At 69.6% G+C, this 22210-nt stretch carries 23 protein-coding genes; 5 read left to right on the top strand and 18 right to left on the bottom strand.

The genetic code is table 11. From position 1 onward, the window contains the following. Positions 1 to 22: 22 nt before the first annotated feature. The 13 genes from rpsS to S1361_RS23445 form a co-directional block, all read right to left on the bottom strand. The gene (gene rpsS / locus S1361_RS23505; RefSeq protein ID WP_095748093.1) at positions 23 to 304 is read right to left on the bottom strand and encodes a 30S ribosomal protein S19; all 282 of its coding nucleotides are present in this window, start codon (positions 302 to 304) and stop codon (positions 23 to 25) included. 12 nt (positions 305 to 316) lie between these two features. Then, a complete protein-coding gene (rplB, locus tag S1361_RS23500; RefSeq protein ID WP_018543909.1) occupies positions 317 to 1153 on the bottom strand; it encodes a 50S ribosomal protein L2 in 837 nt (278 codons plus the stop codon). 38 nt (positions 1154 to 1191) lie between these two features. Beyond that, complete coding sequence (rplW, locus tag S1361_RS23495) at positions 1192 to 1611, bottom strand: 50S ribosomal protein L23 (protein ID WP_030345427.1); 420 nt, start codon at positions 1609 to 1611, stop codon at positions 1192 to 1194. Beyond that, entirely contained in the window at positions 1611 to 2261 is a 651-nt protein-coding gene (rplD, locus tag S1361_RS23490; protein ID WP_208033768.1) for a 50S ribosomal protein L4, read from the bottom strand. Before rplD ends, rplW begins: the two co-directional genes overlap by 1 nt. Positions 2262 to 2269: 8 nt before the next feature. Beyond that, positions 2270 to 2914: a 50S ribosomal protein L3 gene (gene rplC / locus S1361_RS23485; protein WP_030641186.1), complete on the bottom strand. Its 645-nt coding sequence runs from the start codon at positions 2912 to 2914 to the stop codon at positions 2270 to 2272. 16 nt (positions 2915 to 2930) lie between these two features. Further along, positions 2931 to 3239, bottom strand: a complete 309-nt coding sequence (gene rpsJ / locus S1361_RS23480) for a 30S ribosomal protein S10 (RefSeq protein WP_003948644.1) — start codon at positions 3237 to 3239, stop codon at positions 2931 to 2933. 432 nt (positions 3240 to 3671) lie between these two features. Next, on the bottom strand, positions 3672 to 4733 hold the full coding sequence (locus S1361_RS23475) for a hypothetical protein (RefSeq protein ID WP_208033767.1): 1062 nt from the start codon (positions 4731 to 4733) through the stop codon (positions 3672 to 3674). 168 nt (positions 4734 to 4901) lie between these two features. Next, positions 4902 to 5081, bottom strand: a complete 180-nt coding sequence (locus tag S1361_RS23470) for a hypothetical protein (RefSeq protein ID WP_208033766.1) — start codon at positions 5079 to 5081, stop codon at positions 4902 to 4904. 171 nt (positions 5082 to 5252) lie between these two features. Continuing rightward, on the bottom strand, positions 5253 to 5753 hold the full coding sequence (locus S1361_RS23465; protein WP_208033765.1) for a hypothetical protein: 501 nt from the start codon (positions 5751 to 5753) through the stop codon (positions 5253 to 5255). Positions 5754 to 5848: 95 nt separating this feature from the next. After that, entirely contained in the window at positions 5849 to 7636 is a 1788-nt protein-coding gene (locus tag S1361_RS23460) for an alpha/beta hydrolase (protein ID WP_208033764.1), read from the bottom strand. A gap of 8 nt (positions 7637 to 7644) precedes the next feature. Then, positions 7645 to 8067 carry an amino acid ABC transporter permease gene (locus tag S1361_RS23455; RefSeq protein ID WP_208033763.1) on the bottom strand — a complete coding sequence of 141 codons (423 nt, stop codon included), beginning with the start codon at positions 8065 to 8067 and terminating at the stop codon, positions 7645 to 7647. A 166-nt stretch (positions 8068 to 8233) separates the two neighbouring features. Continuing rightward, the gene (locus S1361_RS23450; protein ID WP_208033762.1) at positions 8234 to 8485 is read right to left on the bottom strand and encodes a DUF397 domain-containing protein; all 252 of its coding nucleotides are present in this window, start codon (positions 8483 to 8485) and stop codon (positions 8234 to 8236) included. Continuing rightward, positions 8482 to 9327, bottom strand: coding sequence for a helix-turn-helix domain-containing protein (locus S1361_RS23445; protein ID WP_208033761.1), 846 nt, complete (start codon positions 9325 to 9327; stop codon positions 8482 to 8484). Before S1361_RS23445 ends, S1361_RS23450 begins: the two co-directional genes overlap by 4 nt. A 138-nt stretch (positions 9328 to 9465) precedes the next feature. Between S1361_RS23445 and S1361_RS23440 the strand changes: the two genes are divergently transcribed. Genes S1361_RS23440 through S1361_RS23425 form a run of 4 tightly spaced genes read left to right on the top strand, consistent with a single transcriptional unit; the run spans position 9466 to position 15305 of the window. After that, a complete protein-coding gene (locus tag S1361_RS23440; RefSeq protein ID WP_208033760.1) occupies positions 9466 to 9990 on the top strand; it encodes an ATP-binding protein in 525 nt (174 codons plus the stop codon). A 39-nt stretch (positions 9991 to 10029) separates the two neighbouring features. Further along, positions 10030 to 10950, top strand: coding sequence for a protein kinase family protein (locus S1361_RS23435; RefSeq protein WP_208033759.1), 921 nt, complete (start codon positions 10030 to 10032; stop codon positions 10948 to 10950). Further along, a complete protein-coding gene (locus tag S1361_RS23430) occupies positions 10950 to 13151 on the top strand; it encodes a protein kinase domain-containing protein (protein ID WP_208033758.1) in 2202 nt (733 codons plus the stop codon). Before S1361_RS23435 ends, S1361_RS23430 begins: the two co-directional genes overlap by 1 nt. 18 nt (positions 13152 to 13169) lie before the next feature. Beyond that, positions 13170 to 15305, top strand: coding sequence for a protein kinase domain-containing protein (locus tag S1361_RS23425; protein ID WP_208033757.1), 2136 nt, complete (start codon positions 13170 to 13172; stop codon positions 15303 to 15305). A 147-nt stretch (positions 15306 to 15452) separates the two neighbouring features. Here the strand turns inward: S1361_RS23425 and S1361_RS23420 are convergent, their stop codons facing one another. From S1361_RS23420 to rpsL, 5 genes are all read right to left on the bottom strand, one after another. Continuing rightward, positions 15453 to 16400 carry a hypothetical protein gene (locus tag S1361_RS23420; RefSeq protein WP_243769272.1) on the bottom strand — a complete coding sequence of 316 codons (948 nt, stop codon included), beginning with the start codon at positions 16398 to 16400 and terminating at the stop codon, positions 15453 to 15455. A gap of 121 nt (positions 16401 to 16521) precedes the next feature. Beyond that, complete coding sequence (gene tuf, locus S1361_RS23415) at positions 16522 to 17715, bottom strand: elongation factor Tu (RefSeq protein WP_014674366.1); 1194 nt, start codon at positions 17713 to 17715, stop codon at positions 16522 to 16524. A 156-nt stretch (positions 17716 to 17871) separates the two neighbouring features. Then, positions 17872 to 19998, bottom strand: coding sequence for an elongation factor G (fusA, locus tag S1361_RS23410; protein WP_208033756.1), 2127 nt, complete (start codon positions 19996 to 19998; stop codon positions 17872 to 17874). A gap of 39 nt (positions 19999 to 20037) precedes the next feature. Then, on the bottom strand, positions 20038 to 20508 hold the full coding sequence (rpsG, locus tag S1361_RS23405) for a 30S ribosomal protein S7 (RefSeq protein ID WP_003998848.1): 471 nt from the start codon (positions 20506 to 20508) through the stop codon (positions 20038 to 20040). A 2-nt stretch (positions 20509 to 20510) separates the two neighbouring features. After that, complete coding sequence (gene rpsL / locus S1361_RS23400) at positions 20511 to 20882, bottom strand: 30S ribosomal protein S12 (protein WP_003948652.1); 372 nt, start codon at positions 20880 to 20882, stop codon at positions 20511 to 20513. A 389-nt stretch (positions 20883 to 21271) separates the two neighbouring features. Here rpsL and S1361_RS23395 point away from each other — a divergent pair, with 389 nt between their 5' ends. After that, positions 21272 to 22204, top strand: a complete 933-nt coding sequence (locus S1361_RS23395; protein WP_243769271.1) for a hypothetical protein — start codon at positions 21272 to 21274, stop codon at positions 22202 to 22204. Positions 22205 to 22210: the final 6 nt, after the last annotated feature.

Raw genomic sequence — 22210 nt, 5'->3', positions numbered from 1 at the left:
CGTGTCTGAATGCGATCCGCTGCTAGCGGCGCTTCGACTTCCGGTCTTCCTTGACGTGGCCCCGGAAGGTGCGCGTCGGCGAGAACTCGCCGAGCTTGTGGCCGACCATCGACTCGGTGACGAACACCGGGATGTGGGTCTTGCCGTTGTGCACCGCGATCGTGTGACCGAGCATGGCCGGGACGATCATCGAGCGACGGGACCAGGTCTTGATGACGTTCTTAGAGCCCGCTTCGTTCTGGGCGTCCACCTTCTTGATCAGGTGGTCGTCGACGAAGGGTCCCTTCTTCAAGCTACGAGGCATCTCAACCCGTCCTTAGCGCTTCTTGTTCGTCTTGCGGCGGCGGACGATGTACTTGTTCGACGCCTTCTTGGGCGAACGAGTACGGCCTTCCTTCTTGCCCCACGGGGACACAGGGTGGCGACCACCGGAGGTCCGGCCCTCACCACCACCGTGCGGGTGGTCAACCGGGTTCATGACCACACCACGGACGGTCGGGCGAACGCCCAGCCACCGCTTGCGGCCCGCCTTGCCCCAGTTGATGTTGCTCTGCTCGGCGTTGCCGACCTCGCCGACGGTGGCGCGGCAGCGCACGTCGACCAGGCGGATCTCACCGGACGGCATGCGCAGGTGGGCGTAGGCGCCCTCCTTCGCGAGCAGCTGCACGGAGGCACCGGCGGAACGGGCGAACTTGGCACCGCCACCGGGACGGAGCTCGATCGCGTGGATCGTGGTACCGACCGGGATGTTGCGGAGGGCCAGGTTGTTGCCCGGCTTGATGTCGGCCCCGGGACCGTTCTCGACGCGGTCGCCCTGCTGCAGGTTGCGCGGGGCGAGGATGTAGCGCTTCTCGCCGTCGGCGTAGTGCAGCAGCGCGATGCGCGCGGTGCGGTTGGGGTCGTACTCGATGTGCGCGACCTTCGCCGGCACGCCGTCCTTGTCGTGACGACGGAAGTCGATCACGCGGTAGGCGCGCTTGTGTCCGCCACCCTGGTGGCGAACGGTCACACGACCGGCGTTGTTACGGCCGCCCTTGCTGTGCAGCGGGCGGACCAGCGACTTCTCCGGCGTGGACCGCGTGACCTCGACGAAGTCGGCGACGCTGGCGCCACGACGGCCCGGCGTAGTCGGCTTGTACTTGCGGATTCCCATTTCTCAGTCCTCGTCCGATATCGGACGATCCGACCCGCTTACGCGGTCGGACCGCCGAAGATGTCGATACGGTCGCCCTCGGCGAGGGTCACGATCGCGCGCTTGGTGGCGGCGCGCTGGCCGAACCCGGTGCGGGTCCGCTTGCGCTTGCCCTGGCGGTTGATCGTGTTGACCCCGGTGACCTTGACGTCGAAGACCGCCTGGACGGCCTGCTTGATCTGGGTCTTGTTGGCGTTCGGGTCGACGATGAACGTGTACTTGTTCTCGTCGAGGAGCGCGTAGCTCTTCTCGGAGACGACCGGCTTCAGCAGGACGTCACGGGGGTCCGTGTACGACTTGCTGAGCGGGGTCTCGACGGTGTTCTTGCCCTCGGTGGCGTGGCGACGCGCCTTGGCGACGCGCGCGGCCTTGGCGGCCTTGGCGGCCTTCGAGGCGATAGCGGGGTGACGGATGGCCATCAGACCTCGCTCCCTTCGGTGTCGTTGGCCTTCGGGCCGGCGACGAAGGACTCGAAAGCGGCCTGGGTGAAGACCACGTCGTCCGAGACGAGAACGTCGTACGTGTTCAGCTGGCCCGGCTCCAGGATGTGGACCTGGGGCAGGTTGCGGGCGGACAGCCACGCGGCCTCGTCGGAGCGCTCGGCGACCAGGAGCAGGTTCTTGCGCTCCGAGATCTTGCCGAACAGGCTCTTGGCGGCCTTCGTGGAGATGTCACCCTCGACCACGCCGGAGACGACGTGGATGCGGTTGTGACGCGCCCGGTCGGTGAGGGCACCGCGCAGGGCGGCGGCCTTCATCTTCTTCGGGGTGCGCTGCGAGTAGTCACGCGGCTGCGGGCCGTGGACGACGCCACCACCGGCGAACTGCGGCGCGCGGGTCGAACCCTGACGGGCGCGACCGGTGCCCTTCTGGCGGTACGGCTTCTTGCCACCACCACGGACTTCACCGCGGGTCTTGGTCTTGTGCGTGCCCTGGCGGGCAGCGGCCAGCTGCGCGACGACGACCTGGTGGATCAGCGGAACGCTGACCTTGGCGTCGAAGATCTCCGCGGGGAGCTCGACGGAACCGGCCTTCTCGCCAGCCGGCGAAAGGATGTCAACAGTGCTCATCGGTTACCTCAGGCCCCCTTGGCCGCGGTGCGGACCAGGACGAGGCCGCCGTTCGGACCGGGAACCGCGCCCTTGATGAGCAGCAGACCCTTCTCCGCGTCAACGGCGTGGACGGTCAGGTTCTGGGTGGTGACCCGCTCGTTGCCCATGCGACCCGCCATGCGGAGGCCCTTGAACACACGGCCCGGGGTGGCGCAGCCACCGATGGAACCGGGAGAGCGGTGCTTGCGCTGGGTGCCGTGTCCGGCGCCGAGGCCACGGAAGTTGTGGCGCTTCATGACACCGGCGAAGCCCTTGCCCTTGCTCTTGCCGGTGACGTCGACCTTGGTACCGGCCTCGAACACCGCAGCGGTGATCTCCTGGCCGAGCGTGTACTCGGAGGCGTCCGCGGTGCGGATCTCGACGAGGTGACGACGCGGGGTGACGTCGGCCTTGGCGAAGTGGCCCTTGAGGGGCTTGTTCACCTTGCGCGGGTCGATCTCGCCGAAGGCGATCTGGACCGACTCGTAGCCGTCAGTGTCGTTGGTACGGACCTGGGTGACGACGTTGGGGCCGGCCTTGACGACGGTGACCGGAACAACACGGTTGTTCTCGTCCCACACCTGCGTCATGCCGAGCTTCTCGCCCAGGATGCCCTTGATCTGCTTAGCCATTCTCAGCCCACCAGCCTCAGAGCTTGATCTCGATGTCGACACCGGCCGGGAGGTCGAGTCGCATCAGAGAGTCAACGGTCTTGGGGGTCGGGTCGAGGATGTCGATCAGGCGCTTGTGCGTGCGCATCTCGAAGTGCTCGCGCGAGTCCTTGTACTTGTGCGGCGACTTGATGACGCAGTACACGTTCTTCTCAGTGGGCAGCGGCACCGGGCCCGCGACCGACGCACCAGTGCGGGTCACCGTCTCGACGATCTTCTTCGCCGAGGAGTCGATGACCTCGTGGTCGTAGGCCTTGAGCCGGATGCGGATCTTCTGTCCCGCCATGGCTACTCAGTAGTCCTGTCTCTTCTTACGCTCTGGAACCCGGCGGATTCCGTCTGCTGCCTTCGTTCTTCCGACCCACGCGGTCGGGCGTGTCGCGCTCCCGCTGACACAGATGTCCCTTGTTCGAACATCCCTGCGGGAATGCACACGGCCCTTCCGGAACCGCAAGCCGGGGGCGGAAGGCCCACCGGGTGCCTGGCCGGCGCCGCGCCCACGCTTCCCGGAAGATTCCCGTACGTCCGCCCCAGCGCTGCCTTGCGGCAGTTAGGGCGACGAGTACTGTGGGACTCGCTTCCGGTCCTCCCGGCGGGAGGCGCGCAGCATCAACACTCGACCGAGCAACTCCGACAGTCTGCCATATGGGGCAGGGGCTCCGCCAATCGAGCCGAAGAGATTACCCCGAAGGTGACGTAGGTCAAACCGGGGCCGCGGTCACGTCGGATCCGTGATCCGTACGTCGCCGCAGCCGTGCTGGTGCGCCTCGTGCTCGGCGAAGGCCTTCAGCGCGGACCGGGCGAACGGGGCCGAGTAGTGCGCGACCGGTTCGCTGCGGGTGTCCGGGTCGTAGAGACGGTAGACCGCGAAGACCGCCTCGTGGCCGGCCCGGGGACAGGGCGCGGTAGCCACCACGGAATCGTGATCGAGTCCGCCGAACCCGGTCGACTCGAAGTCCTTGGCGGCGGCGCCGTAGTACGCGTACAGCCCATAGCCGGGCTTCTTCGCGTCGGTCACCAGGTAGCAGTTGGTCTGCGGGGCGCCCGGGTCCGCCGGGTACTCCATGATCCAGGGTGTGCCGCTCCGCGCCACCGACGTGTCCCGCAGCGCCACGCACGACCCCTGCGCCCGCCCGAGCGGTTTCGCCGTGCCGGGCTTGCCGACCCGGGCCGTGGACACCCGGGTGAGCGGCTGGCCGGCCTTCGCCTCGCAGCCGTACTTCCCGGCCGCGTTCCGTGCGGTCTCGGTGGTCACCCGGCCGAGCCCGGTGACCGCGGTCCCGCCGGAGGAGCCGTAGAGATCACCGTAGGCGACCAGCGCCTTGTCCTTCTGCTTCGCACAGTCGAGCACGACCATGATCTGCCAGGTTCCGTCGTACCGGACGACGCCGGGCCAGCCGTTCCCGAGCGGTGCCGCCTGCGCCCGCACCCCGTTCCAGCCCGAGTCGTACCAGACCAGGCTGCCCGAGGGGGCGTCCTCGGTGCTCCAGCGCAGGGTGATCCGCACGGCGCGTCCGCTCCCGGGGGACGTCTTGACGAAGCACCCGGCCAGGACACCGCGGTCGCCCCGCTCGGCCCTCAGGTGCGAGGAGCCCAGCGCCTCGGCCAGCCCGTCCTGCGCCAGCGTGCCGTCGCAGGCCTCGTCCAGCGAGCGGCCGTCACGCCAGGAGTCGTACGCCCCGGAGCCGTACAGGACGGCCGCCACGAGCCCCAGGACCAGCACGGCCACGCCCGCGTACCAGCCGGCGTGGATGCCTCTGAGCCCGGACTTCTTCTGCATCGCGTGCTCTCTTCCCCTCGGGTGACTGTTCCATGCCGCTTCAGCGGTCCGCGGGGAAGCAGGGTGAGGGATGGCGTCCATCCAGAAGCCGTCGGGTTCGATCCACATGCTCACAGTGGGGTAGGGATCGGACCAGTCGGCATCCGACGACTCGAACATCCGGCTGGGTCACCTTGCCGCCAGGATGGCGAGGACCTCGCTGGACGCCCGCTCGACACTCTGCTTGACGGCTCGCTCGTCGCGGACGCCGGCCTTCTTCTCGTCCGTCTCGTCGCTCGCCTGAGAGCAGCTTCCCGAGAAGACGGCGGCCAGAGCCGCGCTGACAGCGGTCGCGTATGTCTTCTTCAAGGGTCGCCTTGTCGTACGGGCCCATCACGAGGGCGTGGTTACGCAAGTCGGTGGCGGCGATGTTCGCCTCGGCCGTGTGCCCCTCGCCCGGGTCTTGCGGACGTCGCCGTCCGAAGTAGTCCGATGAACTCCCGCAGGCCTCTCGGGCAGCAGGCCCCAGGCGGACCCGGATCAGTACTCCGTGTTCAGGTCCGTACCCTTGGGCGCTCGCCAGCAGCCGGATTCGACGTTGACAAGGATCTTCGGTTCCTTCTCGTGGCCGGCTGTCGGGCTGGACACCCAGAGTTCCGCGTTCACCGAGAAGGGCTCGGTCCGAGAGTCCGCCGTCATCTCGAGCGTCCGGTCCTTGCTCTTGTTCGGTCCATACTGGACGATCTTCCAGCCCTTCCCGGGAAGACCTTCCTTAAGGCGCTGGAAACCGGCCTTCAGCTCGTCCTCCGAGACGCCGTAGACGGACCAGGCATGAACGGTCTGGTAGAGATGATCTGGGTCTTGGTCGCAGGTGGCGATGCTGGGACCCGGCTGGGTCACCTTCCCCTTCCGAATGTCGATCAGCTCATAGATCTGACTGGACACCGCCTTGGCTTTGTCCTTGGCTTTGCCGACATCCAGGGTGGTGGCCTTCGATCCGCTGGTCTCGTGCCCCGGGCCGGAGGCTTCATCGTGATCCATCGTGCTTGAACACCCCGTTCCAGTGAGAAAGATGAGGCCACAGGCGACGGCGACGCCCAGCCGGTGAAGCCTCGGACGGTCACTGAGGCGGCGGGTCAATTGTCCTCCTGGACCTTGTCGTAGCGGCCGACGACCACTGCCGCCTGGTTCTTGATGCTTGTTGATCTCTCTGTCCAGTACCCGCTGTGACCACTGGTGTCCACGTCCATCCTGTGGGCACCGAATGACTCGTCGGACGGGATGGTCTGGATGTACCCCGCGTTGTAGGGCACACCGTGGTAGGTGTCCACTCCCCACTTCCAGCCACCGAGGAAATCCCTGCCGATGTACGGCACCGGGTCGGATCCGGCGGCTTCGGACCAGACATGGTCCTTGCCCACGCCCAGGTCGCCCGCGTCGCCGACCAGCATGCCGGGGCTGCCCGCGACGACTATGTCATCGGCCGCGATTTGGTGCTCCTTGGCGGCCGCACCGATCACAGTCGTCCCGTAGCTGTGGCCGATGAGCGTGGTGTGGCTTGCGTTCGGACCGCCCTGCGCTGTTTGCAGTCCGTCCATGAAGGTATTGAGCGTGGGCGCGGCGTGGTAGGCGTAGCTGGATCGCGGGGAGTCGGTAACGATGTTCTGCGGAGCGTCGTAGCCGATCCAGGTGATGGTGGAGGTTGACTGGCCGGAAGACATGGCATTGGCTTGTTGCCACACTCTTGTCATGCGTGAGATGTCGCCGTGGGCACCCTCCAGCCGCGATGTCGTACCCGGCACGTACACCGCCGTGTTGTCGGCCGTGTCCGGGTTGCCGTTGGCCAGGATGACGTGACCGTTGCCCTTGAGGTCGAAACCGAGCAGATAGGCCGGGGGCAGGTCATTGACGCCGGTCTGATCGAAGCGGGCCTCGATGGCCTGCATGCCCGTGAGCCGGCCTTTGAGTCGACTGCCTCCCCGAGCGTCCCAGACGGTCCACTCCGGATTGCGGACGACGCCAGCCGCCGTGACGATCGTCTTGGGTGGCTCCGGACCCAGCTGGTCCAGGTCGTGCTGGACCTGCGCACGGGTCTCATCCAGCACCGTGCGGTTCGCCGAGTCGCGCACCGCGCTCGGTATGCCGTCGAGCGCGCCGATCTCCGCGGGAAACAGCGTCTGGTACTCCTCACGCTGTTCCTGCGTGAGCCCGTCCCACCACTTCCTGTTCTCGGCCGGGGACTTGCCGTGCGGGATGTGATCCTTGCCGAGGTACTTGCCGGCCGCCTGCTGGACCTCGCCCATGTCACGGGCCTGGTCCATGAGCATGTCGTCGGTCACTTCAAGGCCGTCCGGCGCCTTCAGCCGGCGCAGAATCCCGGCGTACCGGTTGTCGATCTCGACGGCGCTGCTCACCGCCTGCCGGATGCGTTCGGCGATGTCCTCGGCCTTGCCCTTGTTGAGGTCGCCCTGCGCCTCCCCGGCGCCGGGCAGGAAGGGCACCGGGGCACCCGGCTTGGCAACCCCCTTGCCGGCCGACGCACCGGCGGCCAGCGGGAGCTGCGTGCTGTGCGGATACTCGACCGAGCCATCCTCGTTGACCGTGAAGCCAAGATCCGCCGCATCATCGAGGGCCTGCTGTAACTTCTTCTGAACGTCGACCAGTTCCGAGGCGAGGCCGTTCAGGGCCGTACGGACGAGACCGCACTCGCCGTGCAGGTACTGGTAGTTGCGGCTGAGCCGCGTCATGTCGTCTTGGGCGGCGTTCTTGGCCTCGCCCTTCTGCGTTGTGTGGATCGGGGCCGCCATGTCCTGGTCGACCCGGATGCGCGCGGCATCGGCCCGGTTGCTGACCTTGCCCCAGCCGTCTGCGGCGTCCTCGTACTCGGTCAACTTCGCGTCACGCAACTGCTGCCAGGTGGGCACCGCTCACCTCACCGGGCCCAGTCGGGCTTGTCGGGAACGCGCACGCCGTCGACCTTGCCCGCGACGGCCGGATCGATCTCGCCGAAGTCGCGTCCGCTCCTGGCTAACGCGCCGTGCAGCCGACCGCACTCGTCGCGCACCGAAGTCAGCCGCTTCTCCCAGGTGGGCAGGATCTCGTGCAGCGCAGCGGTACTGGTGAAGCCTTCGGTTCCGGCCTTGGCGCCCTCATGGGCGGTCTTCAGGTCGGTGAGCGCCGAGTCGGTGGCGGTCCGCAGGTCCTCTGCCACTCCGGACGCCTTCATCCACGGACCCTTCGACGCCTTCAGGTCCGGACCCGCCCCGCCACCCCCGCCGGGGTCGTCGGGCACATGGTCGATGCGCATTCGCTGGGCCGCGCTGGACTTGAGCTGCTCCCACTCGTCCCACGCCATGAGCGTGTGTCCTCCCCCTCGTCGTGACGACGACAGAACTACACGATGTGGCTCAGGAAGCACCTGAGTACAGGTACTCAGTTCACCGCCGACGCGTCGGAGAGTAAGAGGCGGCGCCCGGGACGGCCCCGACCCAGCTCGGCGGGTCTCCCCCCACTCGGGCTGTTCAGCCCCGCCGGGCCAGGGCGACGAACGCCGCCCAGGCGGCCGGGGTGGCGGTGAGGCGGGGGCCTTCTGGGTTCTTGGAGTCGCGGATGTGGATGGTGGTGGGGGTGGGGGCGACTTCGAGGCAGGAGCCGGGTTCGCCGCTGTCGCTGTAGCTGCTCTTGAACCAGTGGAGTGCGACTTCGAGGCAGTCGCCGGGTTCAGCGCTGCTGCTGTAACTGCTCTTGAACCAATGGAGTTCGGCAGTGCTCATAGTCTCCCCAGCGCTTGCTCGATGAAGGCCTGTGACTCCCTCGGCGTGAGAGCCTGCGCCCGGATCATTCCATAGCGCAGTTCGAGGATCCGAAGATCTTTGGGGCTTGAGACCGGGCGGCCGTTGAACGCGCCGTCGGAGCGCCCGATCGCCGTGCCGTCGGCAAACTTCAGCACCTCTACCAGGCCCGACGCCCCGGCGTTCTCTTCTCGGTCGGTCGGCATGACCTGAAGCGTCACGTTCCGCAACTGTGCTACCTCCAGGAGGAGTTCCAGCTGTCGGCGCAGCACCATCTTCCCACCGTAGGGACGCTCGAGCGTCACCTGTTCCTGGACGAAACTGAGCGTCGGGGCGGGATCCCTCTCGAAGACTGCCTTACGAGCCATGCGCGCAGCGGTCTCCCGCTCCACAACGTCTTCGCCGAGCGCGGGCTGCCTCATCTCGAACAGCGCTCGTGCGTACTCCGGCGTCTGCAGCAGGCCATGGATGTTGTGGGTGCCGTAGAGCAGCATCTCCACCGCCCGCCCCTCCATCTCCGCCAGCTCCCGCACCTTCTTCGGATAGCGGGCCCTCTTCATGTCCTCCGTGAAGGCCCTCAGGTGCCCCTGCGCCTTCAGGAACGTGTCCGCCCTGTCCAGCAGCTCCGGCCGGGGAATCCGTGCCCCGCGCTCGATCTTGCGGATCATGTCCTCGCCGTACCCCATGGCCTCGGCCAGCTCGGGCACCGAGACCCCGGCCGCCTCCCGGCAGACCTTGAGCAGGCGCCCCACCGCCTGCACCACCGGCTCGATCTCGTCGCCCGGCTCCACGTCCCAGCCGGCCTCGTCCACTCCCTCACCCATGGCCCCTCCTCCGGCGCGCACTCGTACCCGTACAACGCCCGAGACAGCCGGGACAGCCGAGACAAAGCCGGGACAGTCACCGTACGTACAGGCGAAGTCACTCCCTTCACGGAAGCAGAATCCGCCACGCTCGGTGACGTGAACCACGAAACGGCTGCCCCTGAAATCCAACTCGGCGGCAACATCCCCCACTTCAGCGTCCGCCTCTCCCCCACGCCGCGCGGCGCCCGTCTCGCCCGGATGCTCACGGAACAGCAACTCCGCACGTGGGGGTTGCCGTTGGAGACGGCGACGCAGATCGTCGCCGAGCTCGCCGCCAACGCCGCCACCCACGGCCGCGTCCCCGGCCGCGACTTCCAGCTGCTGCTCTACGTCGTCGGCGGCACGCTCCGCATCGAGGTCACCGACACGCGCGGTGACCGACTCCCCCGGCTCACGTCTCCGGCCGACGAGGGCGAATCAGGCCGCGGCCTCCTGCTCGTGGCGGCGCTCGCCGACCGCTGGGGCGTCACCCAGGGACGGCACCCCCGCAAGACCGTCTGGGCGGAGGTAACTCTCCCCCCACCGGAACCCGGTATGCCCCGCTCCGGTGCCACGGGCGGCTTCTCCCCCTCGGGAACGCATCGGGATGTGGGCCGGAGCGGCCCGAACTCCCCCCGGTAAGATCTCTTCCCTGTGCCGACGACCGGGGGGAACGCGCGCATGAGGCGGCTGCGCCAGGACGATCCGCTGTGGATCGGGCCGTACGCGGTCCTGGCCGGGGTCGACGAGGAGGCCGAGCAACACCGGACGCCCGATCGTCGCTATGTGGCCCGCAGCGCCGACGGCCGGCGCACGGCCCTCGTGCAGGTGCCGCACCCCGGGGCCGACCCCGCCCGCTGGGCCGCCGAGGCCGAGGAGGCACGGCGACTGGCGCTACCCGGCCTCGCGCCCGTCGCGGAGGTGGACCGGGCGGCCGTACCGGTCTGGCACGCGGCGCCGTACACCCCCGTGCTGCCCCTGACCGCCGCTCTCGCCGCGCACGGCGGACCGCTGCCGGAGGCCGTGGTGCGCGCCCTCGGCGCGGCCCTGGCACGCACGCTGGCCACGGCCCACGCGCGAGGTGTCGCGCATGCCGGAGTCTCCCCCGCGGCCGTGCTGCTCGGCGTGGACGGACCGCTGCTGGCGTGCTTCGGCGCGGTGCGCGCCGCGGCTCCGGAGGGCGAGCAGCGGCTGGGGAGGCCCGGACTGGATCCCGGGTGCCTGGCGCCGGAGCAGGCCCAGGGCGGCCGGCCCCGGCCGCTCGGTGACGTGTACGCACTCGGCGCCGTGCTGTCGTACGCGAGCACCGGGTACACCGTCCCGGAGCGCGAGGAGCTTCCGGCGTTCCTGCGGGAGCCGGTCACCGCCTGCCTGGCCCGTGACCCGGCCCGGCGGCCGTCGGCGTCCGATCTCGCGGCCGGTCTGTCGGCGCCGCTCCCGCCCCGGCCGCAGGCGCTCCCGGGCCCCCTCGCACCCGTACCCACCGTCCTCGACGGTCCCCCGTTCCCCCTCCCGGCCCGGATCGTCGCCGCCCTCGCCCGTCAGTCGGCCGACGTCCTCGTGGCCACACCTGCCGAGCACGCCCAGGAGACGCGGCCCTGATGTTCTCCCCCCTCGCTCACGACGACCCCGATCAGCTCGGCGCCTACCACCTGATCGCCCGCCTGGGCAGCGGCGGCATGGGCACGGTCTACCTCGGCCGCTCGGACACCGGCCGCGTCGCCGCCCTCAAGACGATGCACGCCCGCATCGCCGCGGACCCCGTCTTCCGGACCCGGTTCCGGCTGGAGACGGACGCCGCCCGGGTCATCGGCGGCGAGCACGGCGCACGGGTCTTCGACGCCGGCCTCGGCCACGAGACGCCCTGGCTGGCCACGGAGTACCTGATCGGACCGCCCCTGGACGACGCCGTCCGGCTGGGCGGGCCCCTGCCGGAGCGGGCCGTCCGGGCCGTCGGCGCCCGTCTGTGCGCCGCGCTGGCCCAGCTGCACGACTCGGAGGTCGTCCACCGGGACCTGAAGCCGTCCAACATCATGGTGACGGCCGACGGTCCCAAGGTCATCGACTTCGGCATCGCCAGGGCGCTCGGCGACGACCGCCTCACCCGGGCCGGGTCCGCTGCGGGCACGCCCGCCTTCATGTCGCCCGAGCAGGCGGCCGGCGAGGAGCACACACCGGCCGGTGACGTGTTCGCCCTGGCCGGGGTGCTGGTCCACGCCACGACGGGCAGGGGGCCGTTCGGCGTGGGACAGGCGGCGGACCTGCTGTACCGGGTGCGGTACGCGGAACCGGACCTGACCGGGGTCCCGGCCGGTCTCGCCGCCGTACTGGGCCCGTGCTTCGCCAAGGATCCCCGGCAGCGGCCCACGACCGGCGAGCTGCGTGCCCGGCTGGGCGGCGCCGAACAGGACTTCGCGGACTGTCTGCCGGAGCCGGTGCTCGTGGACATCGCCCGGCGGGCCGCCGGCGTCTGGCGCGCCGAGCCGCACCGGCTGCCGCCCCCGGCCGGGCACGGCCTGCCCGGGACCGAACCCGACGGCACCCCGGCGGGCGTGTCCCGCCGCAGGCTCCTGTCCGTCGGCGCGGGTTCCGCCCTCGGTGTCGCCGCGGCCGGAGCGGGTGCCTGGGCCTTGCTCGGCCGCCGGGGTGGCGGCACTCCCGTGCGCCCCGCGCCGACCGGCTCGGCGCGGCCCGCGTGGGACCTGCGCTGGCAGGTGGTGGCCGAGTACACCGACCAGCCGCCGGTTCCGCCGGCCCCGCTGCTGCTCGACCGGCTGGTGGTCGTCGGCGAGTCGGTCGGGGTCAAGGGGCTGGACCCGGCGTCGGGGAAGTCGTTGTGGGCCGATCCCGGCGTGTACTTCGGGCACCTCACCGTCACCGACGGCCGGCGGATCCACGCGCTCGACTACACCGCGCACGAGGCCGGTCCGCTGTCCGTCCGCCCCGTCGGCCTCGCCGACGGCAGACCCGGGGACCCCTTCCTCGAACTGAAGGACTTCAACGGCGGCCTGTACGGGACCCAGCTGCTGTGCGCCTCCGGCACCGCCGTCTACGCGGTCGGCGGCCGGGGCCCCCAACCCGCCGACCGTTTGGGCACCAACGCCTTCCGCAAGGGCCAGACCTGGCACCTGCTCGCCCTCGACCTGGACGCCCGCAAGAAGCTCTGGGACGTTCCCCTCCCGGCACGCCCTGCCGGCAACGAACGGCTCCACTTCCTGGCGGCCCAGGTGTCGGGCGAGCGCCTCGTCCTCGTCCAGCAGTCCGCCGAGGGCGCCACCCGGCTCGTCGTCCGGGACACCGGCACCGGACGGCAGCTGTGGAGCCGTCCGCTCGACAGCGGCCAGCCCGCCTTCGACCGGGCCCACCTGGCCCTCGACGACCGGCACGTGTATCCGTCGGCGGGCGGGCTGCTCGCGCTCGCCCTGGACGACGGCGAAGTCGCCTGGCGCTACGGCAAGGGCGCCCCGGGAGCCGCCTACAGCCCGCCCGCCGTCCAGGACGGGGTGGTGTACGCGGTGGAGTCGGGACGCGGGGTCGTCGCGGTCGACGCCGGCAGCGGCGCACCGCGCTGGACGGAGAAGGGCGGCGGCGCGACCACCGCCGACCTCGGCGCGCCGCCCGTCGTCGGCATCGCCTACGTGTACCGCAGGGCGTCGTCGCGCCTGGCGGCCGTGGCGCTGGCCGACGGCGGCACGTCCCGTCCCGTCAACGCCGCCGCGGCGGCCCGCTACTTCGCCCACCCGGCCTCCCGGCGCCTGATCGCCCTGGGCGGGAGCTACGCCGCCGGTTACCCGCTCCTCTGAGAACCGAGGTCAGCAGACATGAAGCCACTGGACACCGGAGACCCGATCCGCCTCGGGCCCTACCGCATCCTCGGCGTGCTCGGCGAGGGCGGCATGGGCAAGGTGTACGTCGGCCAGGACCGCGACGGGCGGACGGCAGCGGTGAAGGTGCTGCACCGCCATCTGGCGGACGACCCCCAGCTCGGTCAGCGCTTCGTGCGCGAGGCCCGGATGGCGCAGGCGGTCGGCAGCTCCGGGGTGGCCAGGGTGCTGGACACGCAGACCGAGGGCGGGCGCCCGTGGATCGCGACCGAGTTCCTCAGCGGCCCGAACCTGGAGGAGGCGATCGGCACGCACGGCCCCCTCGACGAGAACGGGGTCCGGGCCCTCGCGGCGGCGCTCGCGCACGCGCTGCGGGACATCCACGCCGCCGGCCTGGTGCACCGCGACCTGAAACCCGCCAACGTGGTGCTCACCTCGGCGGGCCCGCGCGTCATCGACTTCGGCATCGCCCGCCCCGAGCACGGACTCACCCTCACCACCACCGGCCAGGTTCCGGTGACCCCGGGCTACGGGGCACCGGAACAGGCTCTCGGGCAGCGTGTGGGCCCGGCCGCCGACGTCTTCTCCCTGGGCGCCCTGCTGGTGTACGCGGCGAGCGGGCAGCGCGCCTACGGGGGCTCGCACGCCGCCGCCGTCCAGTACGAGGTCGTCCACGGCACACCGCGCATGGACCGGGTCCCGGCCGCCCTCCAGCAGCTCATCGGCCCGTGCCTGGCCAAGGACCCCGCGCACCGGCCCACCCCGGACGCCGTCGCGCAGGCCTTCGCCCCGCCCCGCGGCGCCGACCGCGTGTGGCGCTCCGGGCCACTGGCCGAGGACGTGCGGCGGCGGGAACGCTCCCTGCACGAGCTGACCACGCTGCCGGGCACCAGCGCGCCGGGCGGGGTCCCGCGGCGCCGGGTGCTGACGGCCCTCGCGGTCGGCGGCCCGGTCGCCCTCGCCGGTGCCGGCGGCGCCGGCTGGTGGTTCTGGCGGAAGAACGACAGCGGCCCCTTCGACATACCACCCGCGGTGCGCACCCCCAAGGCACGGCTGCTGTCGGCGGACAAGGGGGACTACGTCCTCGGGCAGACGCCCGATCCGCTCTGGAGCCGGCCGTCCGCCCTCGGCGCCCGCACACCTGCCCCGCTGCCGGTACGCGACGTCCTGATCGTCGGAGACTCCAAGGGGGGCATCACGGCACACGGCGTCGTCGACGGGAAACCGCGGTGGTCCGCGCCCGAAGCAGTGGCGGAACGCCGCTTCGTCTCGCTCTCGGACCGGCTGATAGCCGCCGCCGACGGCCACGGCAGGCTGCTGACCTTCGTCGCGTCCACCGGCGAACCCAGGTGGACGGCGCCCGCCGAGGCTTCCTGCGTCCTCGCGGCCGATGCCGAGGCGGTGTACGTCGTCACCGACGACGGCCGGCTGCGCAGCGTGGGCCGCTCCGACGCCGGGATCCGCTGGACCGTGAAACCGGATGCCGGCCTCGGCACGAAGGCCACGGCACGGGGCGTCGTGTCCCAGGGCGTCCTGGCCGTCGCCACGGACGCGGGGGACGTCCTCGCCGTCGACACACGCACCGGCCGCACGCTCTGGACGCTGCGTGACCAGGACGGCGTCAGGCCGGGGATCGCCGCGTCGGGCGGGACCCTGTTCGTGAGCGGCAGCCCGTACTTCACCGCCCGTGGCATCGCTCACGGGAAGCAGCTGTGGCGCCCGGACCTGAGGCGCCGGGACGGCACGAAAGTCTCCTGGGGCCCCTCCGTGATCCACGGCCCCTACGTCTTCGTGGCCGCCCTCGGGGCGCCCCTCCGCTTCGACATCAGGGACGGGAAGCAGAGCGGCTGGCTCTACGACCTCCTCCTCACGCGCGACCCGCTCGGACCGCTGGCGGTCCAGGGCCACGGCTTCTGGTCCGTGGAGGTCAACGCGGAGGAAGGCGTGGTCGGCGTCCTCAATGTGGCTGACGGCACCAATGACGGCACCGGCAGCGATCCCAACTCCACGCTGAACCGCACCACCTGGGCCTTCCGCATCATCAAGAACCCCAGGAACTACTGGATGACGGCCGACGGCAACCGCGTGTTCGTCGCGGACGGTGATGCACTGACGGCCCTGCCGGTCTTCTGACACGGCCCCCGCTACGCCTGACGTGCGCGGACGACATACCGTCCAGCCCCTATTCGCTCACCGGCATGACAAATAGGGGAGGAAGGCCGCCGCGGGGGGAACGGGCCGTAGGCGCCGAACGGTTTCGACGGGGGCCGCGTCCCGCGCTCAGGGAACGTCCGGCACCAGGTTGTTCGCGCTCAGGACGTTGGCGGCCGGCCCCCCGGCCGAGGGGAGTCCGAGCGACGTGCGCAGGGCTCCGACGCCCGGGTCACGGACGGACACGGTCAGGGTGTAGGACGGCTGACCGGTGATGGTGCGCGAGGAGTCGGCCGGCGGCGGCAGGTGCTCGGCCACGGACGTCGCGTCGTACCCGGGGCACAGGGCCTGCGGCGGCAGGGACAGCTCGGCGCCGCCGCCGTCGGCGAGGTCGATGCGCGCCGTGCCGGCGTCGCCGGGCTTCGCCGGAGTGGCCCAGGTGACGGGCAGGCCGTGGGCGCCGCCGACCAGACCGTCCGGGCCCTCGATCTCCACCGCCGCGCCCTCGCCGCCGAGGGTCCGCGACAGCTTCAGCGGCCCGTCGGAGCCCGGCGCGAAGAGCAGGCCGACGGTGAGGCGGCCGGGAGTGCGGCGGGACGGCTTGACGTACCCGTACGACCCGAGGACGAGCTGGGGGCCGTGCTGCGCACTCGCGGACCGCGGGGCCGGCGCGGAGGCGTCCGGCGGCAGCGGGAAGTGGTGGTAACCCCTGGCGCCGCAGTGGTCGCCGTCGGACACCCCGCCGCCCGGCAGGGCGACGGCCCGCGCCGGGCCCGACTCGTCCCCGCCGCCCCACGAGAGCAGGCCCTGCTCCCAGGCGCCGTAGACCACCACGGCCGCCACGGCCAGCCAGGGCACGACCGCCTGCAGCCCCGCGCGGACCGAGAGGCGCGCGGGACGCCGGAACCCGCGGCGCATTGCGGTCCGCACCCGGCGCAGCCGCGTCCTGGCGCGCGCGGACGGCTCCTTGGGGGCACCGGCGCCACTGCCCTCGACGGCGTCGCGCAGGAACGCCGCCCACTGCTCGTCGGACAGGGGCGGCTGCTCGGGCCCGTCGGCGGGCGGCACGGTGCTCACGCGGAGAACCCTATGCGCTGCCGTTAGGAGAGCAGGGGCCGGGAAAGCAGAAGAGGCCCGTACGACCGGAGTCGTACGGGCCTCCCCTTAGGTCAGGTGCTGACCCTCAAGCAAGCGGAACTTACTTGACGATCTTGGTGACCTGGCCGGCGCCCACGGTGCGGCCACCCTCACGGATGGCGAACTTCAGGCCCTCTTCCATGGCGACGGGCTGGATGAGCTCCACCTTCATCTCGGTGTTGTCACCCGGCATGACCATCTCGGTGCCCTCGGGGAGGGTCACCACGCCGGTCACGTCCGTCGTGCGGAAGTAGAACTGCGGACGGTAGTTGTTGAAGAACGGCGTGTGGCGGCCACCCTCGTCCTTGGAGAGGATGTAGGCCTGCGCCTCGAACTCGGTGTGCGGGGTGACCGAGCCCGGCTTGATGATGACCTGGCCGCGCTCGACGTCCTCGCGCTTGATGCCACGGAGGAGCAGACCGACGTTCTCACCGGCCTGGCCCTCGTCGAGCAGCTTGCGGAACATCTCGATGCCGGTGACCGTGGTGGTGGTCTTCTCGGTCTTGATGCCGATGATGTCGACGGTCTCGTTGACCTTGAGGACACCACGCTCGATACGGCCGGTGACGACCGTACCGCGGCCGGTGATCGTGAAGACGTCCTCGATCGGCATGAGGAACGGCTTGTCGACGTCGCGCTCCGGCTGCGGGATCGACTCGTCGACGGCCTTCATCAGGTTGAGGACGGAGTCCACCCACTCCTGCTCGCCCTCGAGGGCCTTGAGCGCGGAGACCTTGACGACCGGAACGTCGTCGCCGGGGAACTCGTACTCGGAGAGGAGCTCACGGACCTCGAGCTCGACGAGCTCCAGGATCTCCTCGTCGTCCACCATGTCGGCCTTGTTCAGGGCGACGACGATGTACGGAACGCCGACCTGGCGGGCCAGGAGCACGTGCTCCTTGGTCTGCGGCATCGGGCCGTCGGTCGCGGCGACCACCAGGATCGCGCCGTCCATCTGCGCGGCACCGGTGATCATGTTCTTGATGTAGTCCGCGTGACCCGGGCAGTCGACGTGGGCGTAGTGACGCGCCTCGGTCTGGTACTCGACGTGCGCGATGGAGATGGTGATACCGCGCTGACGCTCCTCGGGAGCCTTGTCGATGTTGTCGAACGGGGTGGCCTCGTTCAGGTCCGGGTACGCGTCGTGCAGCACCTTGGTAATGGCGGCCGTGAGGGTCGTCTTACCGTGGTCGATGTGACCGATGGTGCCGATGTTGACGTGCGGCTTAGTCCGCTCGAACTTCGCCTTCGCCACTGGGGTCCTCCTGTGGAGTGGTTCTGTACGCCTTACTTCATCGGCGCCAGGTGATCTTTGCTGTAAAGGCCCGGAACCCGGGGCAAACGCTCACGATTGCGGACGTTTGCCCCTGGAGGCTCCGGAGTCAAGCCTACGGCGTGTGAACGCGGTGCGTTACTCGCCCTTGGCCTTCGCGATGATCTCCTCGGCGACGTTCCGCGGAACCTCGGCGTAGGAGTCGAACTGCATCGAGTAGCTTGCGCGACCCGACGTCTTGCTGCGGAGGTCGCCGACGTAGCCGAACATCTCCGACAGGGGCACGAGGCCCTTCACGACGCGGGCACCAGCCCGCTCCTCCATGGCCTGGATCTGACCACGGCGGGAGTTGATGTCGCCGATGACCTCACCCATGTAGTCCTCGGGCGTGGTGACCTCGACGGCCATCATCGGCTCGAGCAGCACGGGGCTGGCCTTGCGCGCGGCCTCCTTGAAGGCCTGCGAACCGGCGATCTTGAAGGCGAGCTCGGAGGAGTCGACCTCGTGGTAGGCGCCGTCGTGGAGGATGACACGGACACCGGTCATCTCGTAGCCGGCGAGGATGCCGAACTGCATGGCCTCCTGCGCACCGGCGTCCACCGAAGGGATGTACTCCTTCGGGATACGGCCACCGGTCACCTTGTTCACGAACTCGTACGAGACGTCGCCGCCCTCGAGGGGCTCGATGCCGATCTGCACCTTCGCGAACTGACCGGTACCACCGGTCTGCTTCTTGTGGGTGTAGTCGACACGCTCGACGGCCTTGCGGATCGTCTCGCGGTAGGCCACCTGCGGCTTGCCGACGTTGGCCTCGACCTTGAACTCACGCTTCATGCGGTCCACGAGGACCTCGAGGTGAAGCTCACCCATACCGCCGATGACGGTCTGGCCGGTCTCCTCGTTGGTGTGCACCTGGAAGGAGGGGTCCTCCTCCGCGAGACGCTGGATGGCGACACCCAGCTTCTCCTGGTCACCCTTGGACTTGGGCTCGATCGCGACCTCGATGACCGGCGCCGGGAAGTCCATGGACTCCAGGATCACCGGGTTCTTCTCGTCGCAGAGCGTCTCACCGGTGGTGGTCTGCTTCAGGCCCATGACGGCGACGATGTCGCCGGCGCCCACCGAGTCGATCTCCTCACGCTTGTTGGCGTGCATGCGGTAGATCTTGCCGATGCGCTCCTTCTTGCCCTTGACGGAGTTCAGCACCGAGGTGCCGGACTCCAGGCGGCCCGAGTAGACCCGGACGAAGGTGAGCTTGCCCAGGTGCGGGTCGCTCATGATCTTGAACGCCAGCGCCGACAGCGGCTCGTCCTCGGACGGCTTGCGCTTGATGACCGTCTCGGGGTCCTTGACGTCGTGGCCCTCGATGGCCTCGATGTCGACCGGGGACGGCAGGTAGCGCACGACCGCGTCGAGCAGGGGCTGGACGCCCTTGTTCTTGAACGCGGTACCGCAGAACACCGGGGTCACGGTGGTGCCCGTGCCCTTGCCGGACGCGATGGTGATACGACGGATCGCGGCGTACAGCTGCTCCTCGGTGGGCTCCTCGCCCTCCAGGTACAGCTCCATGATCTCTTCGTCGTTCTCGGCCACGGCCTCGATCAGCTTGCCGCGGTACTCCTCGGCAGCCTCGGTGTGCGTGGCCGGGATGTCGACGACGTCGTACATCTCGCCCTTGGTGGCCTCGGCGGACCAGACGAGCGCCTTCATGCGGACCAGGTCCACGACGCCCTGGAAGTCGGCCTCGGCACCGATCGGGAGCTGCATGACGATCGGCTGAGCGCCCAGGCGGTCCGAGATCATGTCCACGCAGCGGTGGAACTCGGCGCCCGTGCGGTCGAGCTTGTTGACGAAGCAGATACGCGGCACGCCGTAGCGGTCCGCCTGACGCCACACCGTCTCGGACTGCGGCTCGACACCGGCGACGCCGTCGAACACCGTCACGGCACCGTCGAGCACGCGCAGGGAGCGCTCCACCTCGACGGTGAAGTCGACGTGACCCGGGGTGTCGATGATGTTGATGGTGTGGTCGACGTCTTCCAGCGACCAGTGACAGGTGGTGGCAGCAGAGGTGATCGTGATGCCACGCTCCTGCTCCTGCTCCATCCAGTCCATGGTGGCAGCGCCGTCGTGGACCTCACCGATCTTGTAAGACACACCGGTGTAGAACAGGATCCGCTCGGTGGTGGTCGTCTTGCCCGCGTCGATGTGGGCCATGATGCCGATATTGCGCACCTTGGCCAGGTCAAGTGAAGTGGTAGCCATAAGGCTTCAGTCTTCTCTCGGTCTCGATGTGGGTAGCGACTACCAGCGGTAGTGCGCGAAGGCCTTGTTGGACTCGGCCATCTTGTGGGTGTCCTCGCGCTTCTTCACGGCCGCACCGAGGCCGTTGGAGGCATCGAGAAGCTCGTTGAGGAGACGCTCGGTCATGGTCTTCTCGCGACGGGCGCGGGAGTAACCGACCAGCCAGCGCAGCGCCAGGGTGTTGGCACGGCCGGGCTTGACCTCGACCGGCACCTGGTAGGTGGCGCCACCGACACGGCGGGACTTGACCTCGAGGGTCGGCTTGATGTTCTCGAGAGCGCGCTTCAGCGTGATGACCGGGTCGTTGCCGGTCTTCTCGCGCAGGCCCTCCATGGCGCCGTAGACGATGCGCTCGGCGGTGGAGCGCTTGCCGTTCAGCAGCACCTTGTTGATCAGGGAGGTCACCAGAGGAGAGCCGTAGACCGGGTCGATGATGACCGGGCGCTTCGGGGCGGGGCCCTTACGAGGCATTCTTACTTCTCCTTCTTGGCGCCGTAACGGCTGCGAGCCTGCTTGCGGTTCTTGACACCCTGGGTGTCGAGCGAACCGCGGATGATCTTGTAGCGAACACCCGGCAGGTCCTTCACACGGCCGCCGCGCACGAGCACGATGGAGTGCTCCTGCAGGTTGTGTCCCTCACCCGGAATGTAAGCGGTGACCTCGATGCCGCTGGTCAGACGCACACGCGCGACCTTGCGGAGGGCCGAGTTCGGCTTCTTCGGGGTGGTCGTGAACACACGCGTGCAGACGCCACGACGCTGAGGGGAACCCTCGAGTGCGGGCGTCTTGTTCTTCTCGACCTTGTCCTGCCGGCCCTTACGGACCAGCTGCTGGATCGTAGGCACTACTTCTCCGGTTTCTGTGTGCCGATGGGTACAGCTAACCTGGAACGTCGCCGACCCACGCGGTCGGGTGTGTCGAATCCGCCAGACTCCCGCCGCAAGGCGAAAAGGGCGCGAATTACGGTGGCCGTTCACGGCTCGCCATGCGGTTACAGGCACGCACAGGAGCCAGGGCACACCCCAGGCACAAGGTCTGAGCGTACCTACCTCATTCGCTGCGGTCAAAACAAATGGGGTCCGGAGGCCTGGGGCTGCGGAGCATGTCAAGTCGCCGTACCCTATGCGATCTTCGATTCGGAGACCGGGGCCGCCGGCGGGGGCTCCCGCACCGCGTCAGCCGGGCGGCGCGGCTGGGCGTGCGGGGCCGGCCGCACGCCCACAGACTGGGGGCCATGTCCGCGCCGCAGGAGCCGCCGCTCGGCCCCGAGCCCCCGCCTCCGCGCTCGCCCCTGTCGACGTTCGTGGAGAAGGCGGCGTACATCGCGGCACCGGGGACCATCGCCCTCGCCCTGCTCTACTACTTCGGAAGCCTCTACATCCGGGAGTACTACTCGACCCTCGGCGTGGTGCCCGAGGACCTCGGGGTGTCCGTCCAGAACGTCATGGCCAACAGCACCAGCGCGATCTTCTTCCCGCTGTGTGCCCTGCTGGCCGGCGGGCTGGTCGTGTTCCTGCTCTTCGGTCTGGCGGGACGGTCCCTGGCCGGCCCGGAGCTGTCCGCGCGCCGCCGTACGGCGATCATCCTGCTGTTCGCCGTCGGCACGGCCATGGTGTTCGTGGACTTCCCGGCCCTGTTCTCGGACGTCTCGATCCCTTTCCCGGCGGGCTGGCCGCTCGTCTTCATGCCGGCCCTGATGGTGGCCGTGGGGGCCACCATGGCCCTCTGCGCCGTCCATCTGCGGCTGCACCAGCGCACCGACCTCCGGGGCCGGCGGCGGTCCCCCGAGAGCGACCGCATGTGGCTGGGCATCGGCGCGCTGCTCATCGGGATGCTCACGGTGAGCCTGTTCTTCGACATGGCGCAGTACGCGGCGGTCATCGGACACAGCAACGCCAAGCACGACGCGGAGAAGGGCTACCCCGACAAGCCGGCCGTGGTGGTCCACTCGCGGGTGCTCCTCACCCACCACGCGCGGGACGTCGAGTTCCAGGACCACGGCAACGCGAGCGGACCGTACCGGTACGAGTACCGGGGACTCCAGCTCCTCGCGAAGGCACCGTCACGCTTCTACCTGGTCTCCCACACCGCGCACTACCGGGACGGCGTGGTGGTGCTGCCGGACGACGGCACCGCCTGGCTGGAGATCCGCGCCGCGCAGGGCTAGTACGGC

Source organism: Streptomyces cyanogenus (genome assembly GCF_017526105.1).
Classification (GTDB): Bacteria; Actinomycetota; Actinomycetes; order Streptomycetales; family Streptomycetaceae; genus Streptomyces; species Streptomyces cyanogenus.
The sequence above is the reverse complement of the archived record's forward strand: the minus strand, read 5'-3'. Positions and strand labels throughout refer to the sequence as shown.

Excerpts from the sequence above, each read along its gene's own strand:
- S1361_RS23395 (WP_243769271.1), top strand. The coding sequence starts at position 21,272 with ATGTCCGCGCCGCAGGAGCCGCCGCTCGGCCCCGAGCCCCCGCCTCCG.
- S1361_RS23455 (WP_208033763.1), bottom strand. The coding sequence starts at position 8,067 with ATGGCGTGGGACGAGTGGGAGCAGCTCAAGTCCAGCGCGGCCCAGCGA.
- rpsJ (WP_003948644.1), bottom strand. The coding sequence starts at position 3,239 with ATGGCGGGACAGAAGATCCGCATCCGGCTCAAGGCCTACGACCACGAG.
- S1361_RS23430 (WP_208033758.1), top strand. The coding sequence starts at position 10,950 with ATGTTCTCCCCCCTCGCTCACGACGACCCCGATCAGCTCGGCGCCTAC.
- S1361_RS23425 (WP_208033757.1), top strand. The coding sequence starts at position 13,170 with ATGAAGCCACTGGACACCGGAGACCCGATCCGCCTCGGGCCCTACCGC.
- S1361_RS23445 (WP_208033761.1), bottom strand. The coding sequence starts at position 9,327 with ATGGGTGAGGGAGTGGACGAGGCCGGCTGGGACGTGGAGCCGGGCGAC.
- S1361_RS23450 (WP_208033762.1), bottom strand. The coding sequence starts at position 8,485 with ATGAGCACTGCCGAACTCCATTGGTTCAAGAGCAGTTACAGCAGCAGC.
- rpsG (WP_003998848.1), bottom strand. The coding sequence starts at position 20,508 with ATGCCTCGTAAGGGCCCCGCCCCGAAGCGCCCGGTCATCATCGACCCG.
- rplB (WP_018543909.1), bottom strand. The coding sequence starts at position 1,153 with ATGGGAATCCGCAAGTACAAGCCGACTACGCCGGGCCGTCGTGGCGCC.
- rpsS (WP_095748093.1), bottom strand. The coding sequence starts at position 304 with ATGCCTCGTAGCTTGAAGAAGGGACCCTTCGTCGACGACCACCTGATC.
- rplC (WP_030641186.1), bottom strand. The coding sequence starts at position 2,914 with ATGGCTAAGCAGATCAAGGGCATCCTGGGCGAGAAGCTCGGCATGACG.
- S1361_RS23465 (WP_208033765.1), bottom strand. The coding sequence starts at position 5,753 with ATGGATCACGATGAAGCCTCCGGCCCGGGGCACGAGACCAGCGGATCG.
- rplD (WP_208033768.1), bottom strand. The coding sequence starts at position 2,261 with ATGAGCACTGTTGACATCCTTTCGCCGGCTGGCGAGAAGGCCGGTTCC.
- rplW (WP_030345427.1), bottom strand. The coding sequence starts at position 1,611 with ATGGCCATCCGTCACCCCGCTATCGCCTCGAAGGCCGCCAAGGCCGCC.
- S1361_RS23475 (WP_208033767.1), bottom strand. The coding sequence starts at position 4,733 with ATGCAGAAGAAGTCCGGGCTCAGAGGCATCCACGCCGGCTGGTACGCG.
- S1361_RS23435 (WP_208033759.1), top strand. The coding sequence starts at position 10,030 with ATGAGGCGGCTGCGCCAGGACGATCCGCTGTGGATCGGGCCGTACGCG.
- fusA (WP_208033756.1), bottom strand. The coding sequence starts at position 19,998 with ATGGCTACCACTTCACTTGACCTGGCCAAGGTGCGCAATATCGGCATC.